Source organism: uncultured Pelagibacterium sp., assembly GCF_963972885.1.
In the GTDB taxonomy this organism is placed as follows: Bacteria; Pseudomonadota; Alphaproteobacteria; order Rhizobiales; family Devosiaceae; genus Pelagibacterium; species Pelagibacterium nitratireducens.
The window spans coordinates 42,849-57,801 of record NZ_CAXAXY010000005.1 but is presented as its reverse complement, the minus strand read 5'-3'; the positions used below and the strand labels follow the sequence as shown (position 1 = coordinate 57,801).

Annotated in this window: 12 protein-coding genes; 8 read left to right on the top strand and 4 right to left on the bottom strand. The window is 61.5% G+C overall.

The window, feature by feature from the left end; translation table 11 throughout:
• Window positions 1-90: 90 nt before the first annotated feature.
• Both cysE and AACZ55_RS01945 read right to left on the bottom strand, forming a co-directional pair.
• Window positions 91-912, bottom strand: coding sequence for a serine O-acetyltransferase (gene cysE / locus AACZ55_RS01950; RefSeq protein ID WP_339642499.1), 822 nt, complete (start codon window positions 910-912; stop codon window positions 91-93).
• 97 nt (window positions 913-1,009) lie between these two features.
• Complete coding sequence (locus tag AACZ55_RS01945) at window positions 1,010-1,768, bottom strand: alpha/beta hydrolase (RefSeq protein ID WP_339642452.1); 759 nt, start codon at window positions 1,766-1,768, stop codon at window positions 1,010-1,012.
• A 145-nt stretch (window positions 1,769-1,913) separates the two neighbouring features.
• On the opposite strand from AACZ55_RS01945, the gene AACZ55_RS01940 reads away from it, so the two are divergent.
• The 3 genes from AACZ55_RS01940 to AACZ55_RS01930 all read left to right on the top strand — a co-directional run bounded on the left by AACZ55_RS01940 (window position 1,914) and on the right by AACZ55_RS01930 (window position 4,815).
• Window positions 1,914-2,159, top strand: coding sequence for a zinc-finger domain-containing protein (locus tag AACZ55_RS01940; RefSeq protein WP_338610252.1), 246 nt, complete (start codon window positions 1,914-1,916; stop codon window positions 2,157-2,159).
• Between the two features lie 6 nt (window positions 2,160-2,165).
• Window positions 2,166-3,356 carry an FAD-dependent monooxygenase gene (locus AACZ55_RS01935; RefSeq protein WP_339642448.1) on the top strand — a complete coding sequence of 397 codons (1,191 nt, stop codon included), beginning with the start codon at window positions 2,166-2,168 and terminating at the stop codon, window positions 3,354-3,356.
• A gap of 91 nt (window positions 3,357-3,447) precedes the next feature.
• A complete protein-coding gene (locus AACZ55_RS01930; RefSeq protein ID WP_339642445.1) occupies window positions 3,448-4,815 on the top strand; it encodes a TCR/Tet family MFS transporter in 1,368 nt (455 codons plus the stop codon).
• 24 nt (window positions 4,816-4,839) lie between these two features.
• Here the strand turns inward: AACZ55_RS01930 and gndA are convergent, their stop codons facing one another.
• Entirely contained in the window at window positions 4,840-6,252 is a 1,413-nt protein-coding gene (gene gndA / locus AACZ55_RS01925; protein ID WP_339642442.1) for an NADP-dependent phosphogluconate dehydrogenase, read from the bottom strand.
• A 297-nt stretch (window positions 6,253-6,549) separates the two neighbouring features.
• Here gndA and AACZ55_RS01920 point away from each other — a divergent pair, with 297 nt between their 5' ends.
• Window positions 6,550-7,071 carry a gluconokinase gene (locus AACZ55_RS01920; RefSeq protein ID WP_339642439.1) on the top strand — a complete coding sequence of 174 codons (522 nt, stop codon included), beginning with the start codon at window positions 6,550-6,552 and terminating at the stop codon, window positions 7,069-7,071.
• Here AACZ55_RS01920 and AACZ55_RS01915 read toward each other — a convergent pair.
• Window positions 7,068-7,892 (bottom strand): TraB/GumN family protein, encoded by an 825-nt coding sequence (locus tag AACZ55_RS01915; protein ID WP_339642436.1) that lies wholly within the window; start codon window positions 7,890-7,892, stop codon window positions 7,068-7,070. The two genes, AACZ55_RS01920 and AACZ55_RS01915, sit on opposite strands and share 4 nt — an antisense overlap.
• A gap of 147 nt (window positions 7,893-8,039) precedes the next feature.
• On the opposite strand from AACZ55_RS01915, the gene AACZ55_RS01910 reads away from it, so the two are divergent.
• The 4 genes from AACZ55_RS01910 to AACZ55_RS01895 all read left to right on the top strand — a co-directional run bounded on the left by AACZ55_RS01910 (window position 8,040) and on the right by AACZ55_RS01895 (window position 14,786).
• Entirely contained in the window at window positions 8,040-9,908 is a 1,869-nt protein-coding gene (locus AACZ55_RS01910; RefSeq protein WP_339642433.1) for an ATP-binding protein, read from the top strand.
• Complete coding sequence (locus AACZ55_RS01905) at window positions 9,905-11,272, top strand: sigma-54 dependent transcriptional regulator (protein ID WP_338610241.1); 1,368 nt, start codon at window positions 9,905-9,907, stop codon at window positions 11,270-11,272. Before AACZ55_RS01910 ends, AACZ55_RS01905 begins: the two co-directional genes overlap by 4 nt.
• Window positions 11,273-11,495: 223 nt before the next feature.
• Window positions 11,496-12,473, top strand: coding sequence for a TAXI family TRAP transporter solute-binding subunit (locus AACZ55_RS01900; RefSeq protein WP_338610240.1), 978 nt, complete (start codon window positions 11,496-11,498; stop codon window positions 12,471-12,473).
• 132 nt (window positions 12,474-12,605) lie between these two features.
• The gene (locus tag AACZ55_RS01895; protein WP_339642429.1) at window positions 12,606-14,786 is read left to right on the top strand and encodes a TRAP transporter permease; all 2,181 of its coding nucleotides are present in this window, start codon (window positions 12,606-12,608) and stop codon (window positions 14,784-14,786) included.
• Window positions 14,787-14,953: the final 167 nt, after the last annotated feature.

Genomic DNA, 14,953 nt, shown 5'->3' with positions numbered 1-14,953 from the left:
CGATTACAGTCGTTTTGAGGTCGGCGCGACTTTAGCCATCATGGCCCCAAACGCAAGAACGGGGATGATTTTTCCCCGCTGCACACGCTGTCAGTCGCGTGGGACCATGACGATCTGGTCCATGACCGTCGCCGGCTGGTTGCAACCGGCTTCGCCAACCACCTTGGCCGGCACACCGGCCACCGTGGTGCGCTCGGGCACTTCCTTGAGCACCACCGAGCCGGCGGCGACGCGTGAGCAATCGCCAACCTTGATATTGCCCAAAATCTTGGCTCCTGCCCCGATGAGCACGCCATTGCCGATCTTGGGGTGCCGGTCCTGATCGGCCTTGCCGGTGCCGCCCAGCGTCACCGAATGCAGAATCGAGACATGATCGCCGATCACCGCCGTTTCGCCCACGACAAAGCCGGTGGCGTGATCGAGCATGATGCCCTTGCCGATCCGGGCGGCTGGGTTGATGTCGGTCTGGAACACCTGGCTGGACCGGCTTTGCAGATAGAGTGCGAAATCGCGACGCCCCGTGTTCCACAGCGCATGGGCAAAACGATGCGTCTGAATGGCCTGAAAGCCCTTGAAGAACAGGAAGGGCTCGACGACCCTGTGGCAGGCCGGGTCGCGTTCCAGGGTCGCCGCCAGATCGGCCCGTGCCGAGGCGGTGATTTCAGGATGGCTCTCGAGCATTTCATCGAACGCCTGCCGGATAAGATCGGCCGGAACGTCGGAATGGTCGAGCCGCGCGGCCAGCCGATGGGCCAGCGCCGATTCAAAACTCGAATGATTGAGAATGCTCGAAATCGCCAGTTGCGTGAGGAAGGGTTCGTCGGCGCAAATGCGCTCGGCCTCGACCGTCATCGCATCCCATATGGGATCGACGGCCTTGATGGTGCCGGGCTTCTTGACGCTCGAGGACATGACTTCTCCGCTCGCTGCGATTTTTTCCGATTGCCACATATAGGCGAACCCATTGTCGCAAACAAAGGGTTCTGAGGCAAATTGGTTCACTTTTGCCTTACGCGGGATAAACCCGCGCCAGAAACGCCACCGCGCCCCGCCTGAACTGCGGGTCGCCGGTTGCGCGCATGTGATCGCGGCGCTCGATAACCAGCGCTTCGCCATGCGCCATCAGATTGGCCAGCACCTGGGGGTCGCCACCCACCTCGTCTTCGCTGCCCACGGCAACCAGAACCGGCACGGCAATCTGGCTGACCTGCTCTTCGGTCATTTTGGTGCGCGAACCGGCCATGCAGGCCGAAAGCGCCTTCAAATCGCTCTTTGTATGTTCGGCAAAAATGCGGAACTGCCGCCCGGTCTTGTGGGTGACATCGGCCAGCGTGGGCGCGTTGAGCCCGGCGATGATCTCGTCGCTGTCGAGCATCGGGCGCACCATATTGCCGCCCAGCCCGCCAAAGATGGCGCAGGCGACCTTTTCCGGGTTCTGGATGCACACGAACGCGCTAATCCGCGCGCCCATCGAATAGCCGATCAGCGCGGCCTTATCGAACCCGAGATGATCGATGAGATTGGCCACGTCCCGCGCCATGTCCGGAGCGCCATAGACCGATGGATCGTAGATCTCTTCGGACGCCCCGTGACCGCGATTGTCCAGCGTGACGACCTGATAACCCGCCTTGGTGAGCTCATCGACCCAGCCGGTCGCCACCCAGTTGACGTTTCCATTCGAAGCAAAGCCATGAACGGCAATTATCGGCTTTCCCTCGCCGTGAACCTGGTAGGCAAGCGCGAAACCTTCGGATTGGAAAACGGGCATAAGGGATTCTTTCGATTCTGAAATCGCCTTCTCTTACCAAGCCCGCACCGCAGCGCCAACCGCGCCAACATGTCTCTGGCCATGACCGGCCCAAATCGGTATGGTCCGCCCGATTTCAAACAAGCCCAGCCGGATGGTCGCTCTCATGGCACAGCACGGAACTCCTCACTTCCACAATTCCGAAGGATTGGCCCGCATCGAGATCGGCGCCAAGGAATTCCAGTGCGTTGGCGCAAAGCCGCCCTTCGACCATCCCCATGTGTTCCTCGACATGGGCCACGACACCGAGATCGTCTGCCCCTATTGCTCGACGCTCTATATCTTCAGCCCCGCCCTGCCCCATGGTGCGGCCAACCCGCCCAGCGCGGTGTTCGAGGTCGAACACGCCTAGAGCGCCATGGGCGCTCCGCGCACAGTCTATATTGCCGGCGCTGGAATTGCCGGGCTGACCCTTGCGCTGGCGCTGGCCAAATTCGGCCTGCAGGTTGTCGTGCTCGAGCGCAATGCCGCGGTTTCCGAATTCGGCGCCGGGCTCCAGATCAGCGCCAACGCGCGAAAAGTGCTCGACAGCCTGGGGCTTTCTCAAGCGATAGCCGAACGCAGCTTTGCACCCGAAGGGATCGACATCTTTCCCGATGGAAGGGAAACGCCGCTGCAGACCCTCACGCTGGGCAGAGCCATCGAAACACGCTTCGGGGCGCCCTATGCCGTGATGCATCGGGCCGATCTGCTCGACGTGCTCCACAGCGCCGCTAGGCGCTTTGCCAATATCGACATCGTCTTTTCCGTCACCGATTTTGTCCTCGAGAGTTCAGCCAACACCCCGACGGTGAGCGCACAGGACCCGGACGGGAAAAGCCGCAAGGCAAGGCCCTTCGCTTTTGTCGGCGCCGACGGCGTCCGCTCGGTCACGCGAACCCGCTATCTGGACGGTCCGGGCGCCCGATACACCGGCAAGGTGGCCTGGCGGACGCTGGTTGCGCCCGACGCGCTCTCAGATGTCCTCGACCTCAATCGCACCAGCCTGCTGCTCAATCCCCATTTTCACCTCGTGGTCTATCCATTGCCGCACCGCAACGCGGTCAACCTGGCGCTGTTCACGCAGGAAAAAGAGCGCGATCTTTCCGTCCTCGACCACCGCGCACCACGGATAAAACCCGGCAGGGACAGGCGCTTGGCCCGCATTCTCGATTCAGTGGGCGAAGAATGGACACCCTGGGTCCTTTCGAGCGTGGAAACGCCCGTCTGGCACAAGGGTCCTATCGGGCTTGTCGGCGATGCCGCCCACGCCATGCTGCCGTTTCAGGCGCAGGGCGCGGCGATGGGCATAGAGGACGCTGCGGTTCTGGCGCCCCTGCTCGCCGCTTCGCCCAGCGCCGAGCACGCCTTTTCCCGCTTTGCAGCCTTGCGTCAGGAGCGGGTAAAGCGTGTGCAGGACGCCTCGGCCAGCAACGGGAAAATCTTTCATATGGGCTTTCCCTTCTCGCTTGCCCGCAACACGGTCATAAGGGTTGAAGGTCCCCAGGGACATTTCAAGCGTCTGGACTGGCTTTATGGGTATGATGCCATTCAAACGGGAAAGAGTTGATCGAAGGCCTCGGAACCGGCTTCTTGGTTCTTGCCTTTCCCACCGCCGATATGCCAACTGAACGCTTGTCCAAAGGCCGCACCCAAAATCCATGCGCGTTAATCCCCAGTCCAAGCTGACGCTCGTATTTATCCTTCTCACGGTATTTCTCGACATCGTGGGGCTGGGCATCATACTGCCGGTGCTTCCGGGGCTGATCGTCGAGCTGTCGCACGAAGGAATGACCGATGCCGCCAAGATCGGCGGCTATCTGATCTTCGTTTATGCCTCGATGCAGTTCATCTTCTCCCCCATCCTGGGCAATCTGTCCGACCGGTGGGGACGCCGACCGATCCTGCTGCTCTCGCTGGTCGGACTGTCTCTCGATTACCTCATCATGGCCTGGGCGCCCACGCTTCTGTGGCTTTTCGTTGGCCGCGTGCTCTCGGGCATCTGCGGCGCGGCGATGGGCACGGCAACGGCCTATGTGGCCGACATCACGCCCCAGGAAAAGCGTTCGCAACGGTTCGGGCTGATCGGGGCCGCATTCGGGCTGGGCTTTATCGTGGGCCCGGTGATCGGCGGCGAATTGGGCGAATTCGGGCCTCGCGCACCCTTCTATCTGGCCTCGGCGCTGGCTGCCGCCAATGTGGTGTTCGGCTTTTTCGTTTTGCCCGAAAGCCTGTCGAAATTCCGGCGTCGCCGGTTCAACTGGAAGCGCGCCAACCCCTTCGGCGCGCTCTGGGCCTTCCGCCATACCCCGGTGATCTTCGTTCTGCTCGGCTGCGTTTTCCTGTTTTCGCTCGCCGGACAGACCTATCCCAATGTCTGGAACTTCTTCACCATCGAGCAATTTGGCTGGGGGCCATCGCAGGTTGGCCGGTCGCTGGCCATATTCGGCATCCTGTTCGCGCTGAGCCAAGCCCTTCTGGTCGGATTTTCAACCCGCTATCTCGGTGTTACCGCCACCGTTATCATCGGGCTCACGCTGGCCATGGTCGCCTTTATCGGGGTCTCGATGATCCACACCGAGCTGGGCTTGTGGACCTTCCTGGTCGTCGGCGCCTTTTCGGGTGTCGCGGCCCCGGCACTCACCGGACTTTTGGCCAACAACGCCCGCGCCAACCAGCAGGGTGAACTTCAGGGCGCGGTCAACGCCTCAAATTCGCTGACCGCCATCATCGCGCCGCTCGCGGCGACGCAGATGTTTTCCTTTTTCACCAACAATGATCTGCGGCCCTTCACCTTCCCCGGTGCACCGTTCTTTGCGGCTGGACTGATCATTGCCTGCGCCATGGCGCTCTTTATCTTCGCCGCCATTCGCTATGACCTGTCGCACCGGCCCTATGATGAAGCGCGCGAAAAGCCGCGCTATGCCCAACCAAGCGGCCAGGCGGTCAATCCGCCCGAAACCGAACTGCCCGAGGACGAGAACGGCAACGGTGAGCCGGAAGGTGCAGCTCAGACCACGAACAAATAAGGCCGGGTTGCCCCGGCCTTCTCGTTATTGACCGATCAGGCTCGGCCATGTGTGGTGAAAATCGCCATCCTTGTCCAAGCGCTTGAACCCGTGGGCGCCGAAGAAATCGCGCTGCCCCTGGGTCAGATTGGTCGTGCCCCGCGCCTGGCGATAGGCATCGAAATAGGCCAGGGCCGACGAAAGACAGGGCGACGGCAATTCATTGATCGCGCAGGTGGCAACCACGGCCCGCAATGCGCCATTGCTGTCCTTCATCATGTCGATGAAGGCCGGTTGGGTCAGAAGATTGGCCGCCCCACCGCTGTCGAACGCCTGGGCAATCTGGTCAAGGAACCGCGACCGGATGATGCAGCCTGCCCGCCAGATCTTGGCGATGGTGGCCAGCGGCAGGTTCCAGCCATTGTCCTCGGACGCCTTGGCCATGACTGCAAAGCCCTGCGCATAGGCTGCGATCTTTCCGGCCAGCAGCGCCTTTTCCAGCGCCTCGAGCGAAATGGTCGCCTTGCCTTTGGCGCCCGCGCCGTAGATTTCCTCGCCCCGGACGCGCTCGTCCTTCATCGCCGAAATCGACCGCGCGGCAACCGCACCTTCGATCGTGGTGGCCGACACGCCCAGATTGAGCGCTTCGATGGCCGACCAGCGGCCAGTACCCTTCTGGCCCGCCGCATCGAGAATGACCTCGACCAGTGGCTTGCCGGACTCATCGTCCATGGCGTTGAGCACATGGCTGGTGATTTCAATGAGATAGCTATCGAGGGGGCCCTTGTTCCACTCCTCGAAAACCTTGGCACACTCGGCGGGGCTCATGGCCAACCCGTCGCGCATGATGCCGTAAATCTCGCCGATCATCTGCATGTCGGCATATTCGATGCCGTTGTGGATGGTCTTTACGAAATGGCCCGCCCCGCCGGTCCCCAGATAGGCGCAACACGCCTCGCCATTGAACTTGGCGGAAATGGCGGTCAGGACGGCCTCGGCATTGTCCCACTGGGCTTCCGAACCGCCGACCATGATGGAGGGGCCGTGCCGTGCACCCTCTTCTCCACCCGACACCCCGATGCCCAGAAAGCCGATGCCCGTGCCATCGAGCTCTGAAAAGCGGCGTACGGTGTCGTGGTAATTGGCGTTGCCCGCGTCGATGATGACATCGCCCTCGGAAAGCAGCGGCTTGAGTTCGGCAATCACCTGATCGACCGGATCGCCGGCCTTGACCATGATGATGACCGAGCGCGGCCGTTTGAGCATGGAAATGAACGTCGCCAGTTCGCCGCTGCCCATCACGTTGGATTTCAGGTCCCCGGCATTGGCCAGAAACGCATCCACCTTCTCAGCGGTGCGGTTGTAAACGGCCACCTTGTAGCCGTTGTCGGCAATGTTGAGGGCAAGATTTTCACCCATCACCCCAAGCCCGACAAGGCCGATATCTGCCTCTTCCATGCACAAAGCCTCTCAACTTTCGTGTGCGGTCAGGAAAAGCTGCAGACTTTTCCGCTTCGACCGCGCGACCAAATAAGGACCTGGAACGCCGTGTCCATCGGTTGGGCGACCCCTGGTTCCAGTTCTATAGTCCTTGTCTCTAGCCCTCGACGGGAGCCGGGGCAAGTTGTGCCGAACCTCCGGCGTGCATCATCGCGCCCTGCTGTCACTCCGATGCATCAATGGCTTGCAACCGATTGCAGCGCGGGCGGGACCGTGGCAGGTAAGAAAACCTCATCAAGCAACACCCGGATCGCCATGCCGTCACCTGCCTCCAGCAAACCCCGTCTCATCGTCGTCATGGGCGTTTCGGGCGCCGGAAAGTCGACAATCGGGGAGGAGCTGGCCGAACGGCTGGATGTGCCCTTTATCGACGCCGACAATCTCCATCCGCGCGCCAATGTCGAAAAGATGCGCGGCGGCACCCCGCTCGAGGATTCAGACCGCTGGCCGTGGCTGGAGATCGTTGCCGACGCCATGCGCAACACCGCCGACACCAATGGGCGGGTTGTCTGCGCATGCTCGGCCCTGCGCCGGTCCTATCGCGATTGCCTCACAAACCGGGCCGAGGAACCGATCGCCTTCGTGCTGCTGCATGGGGACAAATCGGTCATTGCCGAGCGCCAGGCCAACCGTCCGGGCCATTTCATGCCATCGGCCCTGCTCGACAGCCAGTTCGCGACCCTCGAGCCGTTCGGACCCGACGAGCACGGCATAACCATCGACGTGGCACTGTCGATCAAAGAGATCGTCGACGAAGCGGCTGCGGCACTCGGCTAGCGCCGCTCGACCGTATAGCCGCGTTCTTCCAGAATTTCGGGAATGGAATCCGGGCCGACATAGTGGCCCAGCCCGACGGCCACCAAAGATGTCCCCTTGCCCGAGAGAATGTCCTCGATACCATCGGCAAAACCGAGATTGCGCTCGGTAAACAGCACATCGTAGAACCCTTCGAGTTCCTCGGCGATTTCGGCAGTTTCCCTCTCCAGAGTGGAAAGATCGCCGTCGATCCAGCTTTCCAGTTCATCGACCAGACTGATCTTGGCTTCCTCATATTCGATTATGGTCTGGCGCAGCACGTCCAGTTGCACGGACTCGTCCATGCCCGAAAGCGTTTCGAACTGTTGCTCGAAGGTTTCAAACCCCATCACTGGAATGCCCATCCGGTCGGCCCGGTCCTTGATGTGCATGTCGATGCCGCCCTGCGGATCGAACCCGGCATCGACCAGCATCAGGCTCGAAATCTGCAAATAGGCGTACCAGGGGCGCAAGTCATCGAAACTGTCGAGCGGCACCCCATGCTCATCGAGAATGGTTTCAAGCCCTGCCATTTCCTCGTCATCAAGCAATGAAGACAGCGGACGGTCAGGCGACATGCCCGATTCCATTATGAGCCCGAACAGGTTTTCCGGAGGTTCGAAACTGGCGAGTTCGAGCCAGACGTTGTCGGCCGCATCGAGAATGTCGGCCAGTTGCGGGCTTTCCCAATCCACGCCGTCGCGCATCATGTGCACGGTGCCAATCATATAGACGGTCGAATTGTCGTCCTCGATAACCCAGATCGGTGGCTCGGGCGTTTGGGCGGCAAGCGGGCCGGCCATTGTTCCAAACAACAGTCCAGCCGCAATCCTTCGTGTCCATCGTCCAAACGCCATAAGTTCAACCTTTCAAGTCGATAAGCGGAATGGGGAGAACCCCCAGTCCAAGAAATTGTTTCGAAAAGTTCATCTCGCCATTACTATGGCGCCATGACCCTTGCTCAAACCATAAGCGCGCCGCTTCACCGGCCAATGCCACGCCGCTGGATTGCGGCGGCTGGCTTTGCCGTGTTCGCCATGGCGGCGGTGGCCTTGTGGGGCAGCGGCTACGCCAACCGGCTCTATTTCGACGAAGCCAATGCGCGCGGCAACAACACCCTGCGTCTCGCGGTCGCCGTGTTGCGTGGCCACATGGAGCGCTACGAAAGCCTGCCCAGGGTTATTGCCGATTTTGATGACATCAAGGCCGTGCTCGCCGATCCCGGCAATCAGGACCTCGTTGCCGACGTCAACACCTATCTCAAGCAGATCAATACCCAGTTCGAATCCTCCGACATCTACGTGATGGGCGAAGACGGAACGACAATCGTCGCCTCCAATTACGACAGCGATACGCCTTTCGTGGGCGAGAATTTCCAGTATCGCCCCTATTTCTACGACGCAATCGAAGGGGGCGAAGGCCGCTTCTTTGCTCTTGGCACCACATCGTTCAAGCGCGGCTATTATTTCGGCGCACCGGTTCTGGTCGATGGCCAGTTCAAGGGTGTCGTGGCGGTCAAGGTTGACGTCGATTCGATCGAAGAGACCTGGCGCGGCGGCGACTATCTCATCGTGGTGACCGACCCCGAGGGCATCATCTTCATGTCGAGTCGGGCCGACCTGCTCTACAATTCCATGCTGCCGCTGACCGCCGACCGGTTAGCCCGCACCGCCGAAACCCGGCGCTATGCCAACGCCGAACTCGTCGAGCTGCCGTTCCGCGAAACCGGAGACGCGCGCCATCGCCTGCTCAGCATCGAGCGCGAGGCGACGGCCAGCGAATATCTTGTGGTCTCCGAATCCATGCCCGAGGCCGACTGGACGGTCAGCGTCATGCTCGACACCGCCTCGGCCCGTGCCCAGGCGCTCACGACCACCATCATCGCCCTCCTCGCCATCGCGCTGGGCACATTGGCCGGTGCAATCTACGCCCAGCGACGGGCCCGCTTGCGCGAGCGCATGCACCTGCAACGCGAGGCCAAGGAAATGCTCGAGCGCCGCGTCACCGAGCGCACGGCCGAACTCGCCAGCGTCAATATCAAGCTCGAAGAAGAAGTGGCCGAGCGCCGGGTGACCGAACAGATGTTGCGCAAGACCCAATCGGACCTGATTCAGGCTGGCAAACTCGCCGCTCTGGGTCAGATGTCGGCCGCCCTGTCGCACGAATTCAACCAGCCGCTCTCGGCCGCCCGCAACTATGCCGACAACGCGCTGGTCCTGATCGATCGTGGACGGATCGAAGACGCGCGCGCCAATGTGGGGCGCATTTCGGGGCTGATCGACCGCATGAATTCCATCTCGGGCCACCTGCGCAATTTCGCCCGCAAGCCCAAGCAAAAGCTGACAAATGTGCCGCTCGATCTGGTGATCGGCGATACGATCGAACTGATAAACTGGCGGGTGAAATCGACTGGCGTGGACCTGATCGTCGACATCGAACAAGAACCGCTGACGGTCATTGGCGGTCCGGTTCGCCTCCAGCAGGTTCTGGTCAACATTCTCACCAATGCCATCGACGCCGCCGAAACCGGAACCGACCGCCGCATTGAACTGACTGCGCGGCGAGAGGAAAACCGGGTCGCCGTCGCGATCCGCGACCACGGGCCGGGCATCGCTTCGAGCCTTGCCGAGCGGATCTTCGACCCGTTCTTTTCCACCAAGGGAGTCGGCAAGGGGCTGGGGCTCGGGCTTTCGATTTCCTACAACATCATCAAGGACTTCGGAGGCGAATTGCGCGTGGAAAACCATCCCGAAGGCGGCGCATTGTTCACCATCGAACTCCAAAGCATCCAATCGGGGTTTGCCGAGGCCGCACAATGAGCGGCGCAAAGATCATCCTCGTCGACGACGAAAACGAATTGCGTCATTCGACCGCCCAGGCCCTGGAACTGGCCGGCTTCGAGGTCATCGATTTCGCTTCGGCCGAACAGGCCACCCATTTCGCCGGGTTTGGCTTTAAAGGCATCGTCATCACCGATATCCGCATGCCGGGCCCGGACGGCCTGACATTGATGAACAGGCTGCACGAACTCGACCGCGACATACCGGTGATCCTGATCACCGGCCATGGCGACGTCCAACTGGCAGTCCGCGCCATGCGCGAAGGCGCCTATGATTTCATCGAAAAGCCGTTCGTGACCAGCCAGTTGGCCGAGATCGCCGCCCGCGCCCTCGAATACCGCAAGCTGGTGTTGGAAAACCGGGTCCTTCGCGCTGCAGCCGGCCAGAGCGATGATCTCGAACAGCGGCTTTTGGGCCGCTCCAACCCCATGGTGGAGTTGCGCCGCAAGCTGCGAACCATCGGCCCGACCGACACCGACGTGTTGATCGTCGGCGATACGGGATCGGGCAAGGAGGTGACGGCCCGTGCCCTGCACGATCTCTCCCACCGCTCGAGCAAGCCCTACGTCGCGATCAACTGCGCCGCGCTGCCCGCCAATCTGATCGAGAGCGAACTGTTCGGCCACGAAGTCGGCGCCTTTCCAGGCGCCATGCGGGCCCGGTTCGGCAAGTTCGAACTGGCGCAGGGCGGCACCATCCTGCTCGACGAGATCGGCTCGATGCCCATGGACGTCCAGGGCAAGCTGCTCCGCGTCATCCAGGAGCGCACCATAACCCGGCTGGGCTCAAATGATGGCCTGCCGCTCGATGTGCGGTTTGTCGCAACCTCGAAAACCCCGCTCGAAGCCAATGTGGCGGAAGGAACGTTCCGGGCCGACCTGCTTTACCGGCTCAATGTCATAACGCTGGAAATTCCTCCGCTGTCGGAGCGGCGCGAGGATATTCCCCTGCTCTTCCTGCAGCTTCTGACCGAAGCGGCAGCCCGCTACCGGCGCGAGCCGACCACCGTGCCGCCGCAGGTCCTGACAGCACTCAGCGAGCGCCACTGGCCCGGCAATGTGCGCGAACTGCGCAATGCGGCCGACCGCTACATCCTCGATCTTGGCCTGCCGTTCATTGAAACGGTCAGCCACAATGGCGCGGTGGAAGGCGACTCCCGGCTGGCCGAGCGGGTCGCCGATTTCGAGCGCGGCGTCATAGAAAGCGCGCTGATCGCCCATGCAGGCAGCCTCAAGCCCGTTTATGAATCGCTGGGGCTGTCGCGCAAATCGCTTTACGAAAAGATGCAGAAATACGGGCTGGAGCGCAGCCGTTATCTGCCCAGCGAGGCCGAGGCCGACTGAATTCGGGTGCGCTTGTGGGGGAATCCACACACCGGATGGGGCCGATGTTACCGTTTCCACCCACGCACCTCCAAAAATATGAAAAAACTATGGCAAGCGGTCTCGATCCGCTTGCGCCGCGCCGGCCATTGCGCCCCTCATGGGCCACCGCCGGGCGATGCGGAGGACGTTACGCGCCCGGTCAGGAATGAACCCAAAGAGGTAAACCCACGGGAGGAACGCAATGCGTTTTACCACTCTTGCCGCTTTTGCGGCAGCGACCCTGCTCGCCGCATCTCCGGCCATTGCCCAGGATGACCGGTCCGATTGGCCCTCGAGCATGACCATCGGCACTGCCAGCCAGGGCGGCACCTACTTCATCTATGGCACCGGCCTCGGCGGCCTGATCACTCAGGAACTCGGCGTCAACGCTTCGGGCGAAGTGACCGGCGGCCCGGTACAGAACTCGACACTTGTCGAAACCGGTGACCACCTGATGGGCCTTGTCACCATGGGCCCGGCATATGAAGCCTGGACCGGCGTTTCAGAACTCGCACCCGGCGTCGAGCACAAGAGCCTGCGCGCCCTGTTCCCGATGTATCAGACCCCCTTCCAGGTCGTGACGCTGGCCTCCTCGGGCATCGAATCGGTTGCCGATTTTGACGGCAAGCGCGTTTCTGTCGGTCCTGCCGGCGGTACGGCTGCCACTTACTGGCCCCGCTATTTCGAGATCCTGGGCGTCTCGCCCGAGATTTCCTATTCGGGCGCCAATGACGCTGTCAGCCAGGTCAAGGACGGCCTGATCGACGCCTTTGCGTTCGCCGCCGGCGTGCCGATTGCAGCCTTCGCTCAGATCGCTGCCGAGAACGACGTCAGGATTTTCGGCTTCACCGAAGAACAGCGTGGCCAGATTCTTACGCAAATGCCTGAAATGGCCGCGTTCGACGCTCCGGGCGGTCTCTATGAAGGCTTCCCCGACGAAAGCCCGACGGTCGCCATGTGGAACTTTGCCATCGCAAGCGATTCCATGCCTGAAAGCCTGGCGTACGAAATCACCAAGCTGGTGATGGAAAACACCGAGCGCATGGTGCAGATCCACTCGGCTGCCGCCGAAACAATCATCGACAATGTCGACAAGAATACCTTCATGCCGTTCCATCCGGGCGCCGTGCGGTACTTTGATGAAGTCGGCATCGAAATCCCTGACGAGTTGCGCGGCTGACGCCAGCCATTCTGAAAGGCAATCGCGGCGGATGACGGTTTTTACCGCCATCCGCCTGTTTGCAGGAAAACCAATTGCGGCGCATGCTCATGCGCTGTCCGGGGCACCAGCAGCCCGCGGGAGGAAAGTTCAATGTCTCAGGACAATGCCGCACCGGCCAGCGACGCCGGTCCGATGATCGCACAGGGGACCGACGAGGAGCCCCTCGCCACCAACCAGCGCAGCCTTGCAGGCAGGGTGGGTCTGGCGGTCACCATCATGGCCATCGCCTATACGATCTTCCACATTTATGTGATGAACATCTCCCCGCTCGAACCGTGGACCTACCGCATGGTCCATGTGACCGGCGGCCTGTTCATCGGCTTTCTCACCTATTCGGCGCTGACCCTCAATCCCGACGCACCCGTCGTGGCCCGCAACCGCAGCCCTATCGAATGGGGGCTGATCGCTGTTGGTGCTGCCGGTGTCCTCTATGGCGCCGTCATGGTCGGCTACGCCTGGGCGGGCCGCTGGTTCGGCTTTGCGCCCCTGCCCGACGCCTTCGTGTTCACCACGTACGGCCTGCCGCTGCTGATCGGCACGATTGCCGCGGTCGCCGCCGGCTGGCTGTTTTCCGACCGCAACCGCGAACGTGTCCATCCCGCCGACTGGCTGCTGGGTATCGCCGCGCTCGCCATGTTCGGCTATATCATCTTCAACGTCGGCGCCCTTCGTTTGCGGGCCGGCACGGGCATGGCCCAGACCGCCGATTTCTATGCGGCACTGGTCGGCGTCATCCTGATTCTCGAATTGACCCGCCGCGTGGCCGGTCTGGCGCTGGTCATCATTGCCGGCGTTTTCATCGCCTATTCATTCGTCGGCCCCTGGCTTCCAGGGTTTCTCACCCATCGCGGCTACACCGCCGAGCGCTTCTTCACCTACATCTTCACCGACCAGGGCATTCTGGGCGATCCGATTGCGGTGTCTTCGACCTACATCATCCTGTTCATCGTCTTTGCCGCGTTCCTGCAGGCCTCCAGGGTCGGCGACTACTTCGTCAACTTCGCCTTTGCAGCGGCCGGCAATCTGCGTGGTGGCCCGGCCAAGGTGGCCGTGTTCGCCTCGGGCCTGATGGGCATGATCAACGGCACCTCGGCCGGCAACGTGGTGGCCACGGGCTCGCTGACCATTCCGCTGATGAAAAAGGTCGGCTATCCGGCCAAGAGCGCGGCGGCCATCGAAGCCACAGCCTCCTCGGGCGGCCAGATCCTGCCCCCGATCATGGGCGCCGGCGCCTTCATCATGGCCGAAGTGACCGGCATTCCCTATACCGAGATCGTCGTCGCCGCGATCATCCCGGCCCTGCTCTATTTCGTGTCGGTTTATTTCATGATCGACATTCAGGCCACAAAGCTCGGCATGAAGGGTCTGCCCAAGTCCGAGTTGCCCAAGTTCCGGGTGCTGGCCAAGCAGATCTTCCTGTTTCTGCCCATCATCATCCTCATCTACACTCTGTTTGCCGGCTATTCGGTGATCCGCGCCGGCACCGTCGCCATGGCTTCGGCAGCCGTGGTGTCCTGGCTCACGCCCTATCGCATGGGACCCACTGCCGTGCTCAAGGCGCTCGAACTCGGCGCCAAGATGAGTATCCAGCTCGTTGCGGTCTGTGCCGCTGCCGGAATTATCGTCGGCGTGATCGCCCTCACCGGGGTCGGGGCGCGGTTCTCCTCGCTGCTGCTTGGCATCGCCGAGCAGAACCAGCTCGTTGCGCTGTTCTTTGCCATGTGCATCTCGATCATTCTCGGCATGGGCATGCCCACCACTGCAGCTTACGCTGTGGCCGCCGCGGTGGTTGCACCGGGTCTCATCCAGCTGGGCATTCCGGTGCTCGTCGCCCACTTCTTTGTCTTCTATTACGCTGTGATGTCGGCGATCACCCCGCCCGTGGCACTGGCCGCCTATGCCGGTGCGGGACTGTCGGGGTCCGATCCCATGAAGACTTCGGTCGAAGCGTTCAAGATCGGCCTGGCCGCCTTCATCGTGCCGTTCATGTTCTTTTACAGCCATGAACTGCTCATGCAGGGCGAATGGATCGACATCGCGCGCGTGGTGGCGACGGCCCTGCTCGGCATGTATCTGCTCTCAGCCTCGGTGCAGGGGTATTATTTCGGGCCCATCGGCATCGTTCTGCGCATCGTGCTGCTCATCGCCGCGCTCTCGATGATCGAGGGCACCTGGTACACCGATCTGTTCGGCCTCGCCGTCGCCGTCGGACTGTTCTTCTACCAGAAGCGCTTCGTGACACCACGAACCCTGGCAAAGGGCGCCGACTGAAGGCTCCCGACCCAGAACGACAAAAGGCCGTCCCCCCAAAGGCGGCCTTTTTCATTTTGGCTTCGGGGCAGCAACGCACTGCCGATTCGTGCAATTTTATCTTTCCCCGAAACCGCCGATTTACAACATCTTCAATCTGCCGCCCCGAGGCGCCCGTTGTTTACCAT

Excerpts from the sequence above, each read along its gene's own strand:
- AACZ55_RS01945 (WP_339642452.1), bottom strand. The coding sequence starts at position 1,768 with ATGCCCGTTTTCCAATCCGAAGGTTTCGCGCTTGCCTACCAGGTTCAC.
- AACZ55_RS01940 (WP_338610252.1), top strand. The coding sequence starts at position 1,914 with ATGGCACAGCACGGAACTCCTCACTTCCACAATTCCGAAGGATTGGCC.
- AACZ55_RS01900 (WP_338610240.1), top strand. The coding sequence starts at position 11,496 with ATGCGTTTTACCACTCTTGCCGCTTTTGCGGCAGCGACCCTGCTCGCC.
- cysE (WP_339642499.1), bottom strand. The coding sequence starts at position 912 with ATGTCCTCGAGCGTCAAGAAGCCCGGCACCATCAAGGCCGTCGATCCC.
- AACZ55_RS01895 (WP_339642429.1), top strand. The coding sequence starts at position 12,606 with ATGTCTCAGGACAATGCCGCACCGGCCAGCGACGCCGGTCCGATGATC.
- AACZ55_RS01920 (WP_339642439.1), top strand. The coding sequence starts at position 6,550 with ATGCCGTCACCTGCCTCCAGCAAACCCCGTCTCATCGTCGTCATGGGC.
- AACZ55_RS01930 (WP_339642445.1), top strand. The coding sequence starts at position 3,448 with ATGCGCGTTAATCCCCAGTCCAAGCTGACGCTCGTATTTATCCTTCTC.
- AACZ55_RS01905 (WP_338610241.1), top strand. The coding sequence starts at position 9,905 with ATGAGCGGCGCAAAGATCATCCTCGTCGACGACGAAAACGAATTGCGT.
- AACZ55_RS01935 (WP_339642448.1), top strand. The coding sequence starts at position 2,166 with ATGGGCGCTCCGCGCACAGTCTATATTGCCGGCGCTGGAATTGCCGGG.
- gndA (WP_339642442.1), bottom strand. The coding sequence starts at position 6,252 with ATGGAAGAGGCAGATATCGGCCTTGTCGGGCTTGGGGTGATGGGTGAA.
- AACZ55_RS01915 (WP_339642436.1), bottom strand. The coding sequence starts at position 7,892 with ATGGCCGGCCCGCTTGCCGCCCAAACGCCCGAGCCACCGATCTGGGTT.
- AACZ55_RS01910 (WP_339642433.1), top strand. The coding sequence starts at position 8,040 with ATGACCCTTGCTCAAACCATAAGCGCGCCGCTTCACCGGCCAATGCCA.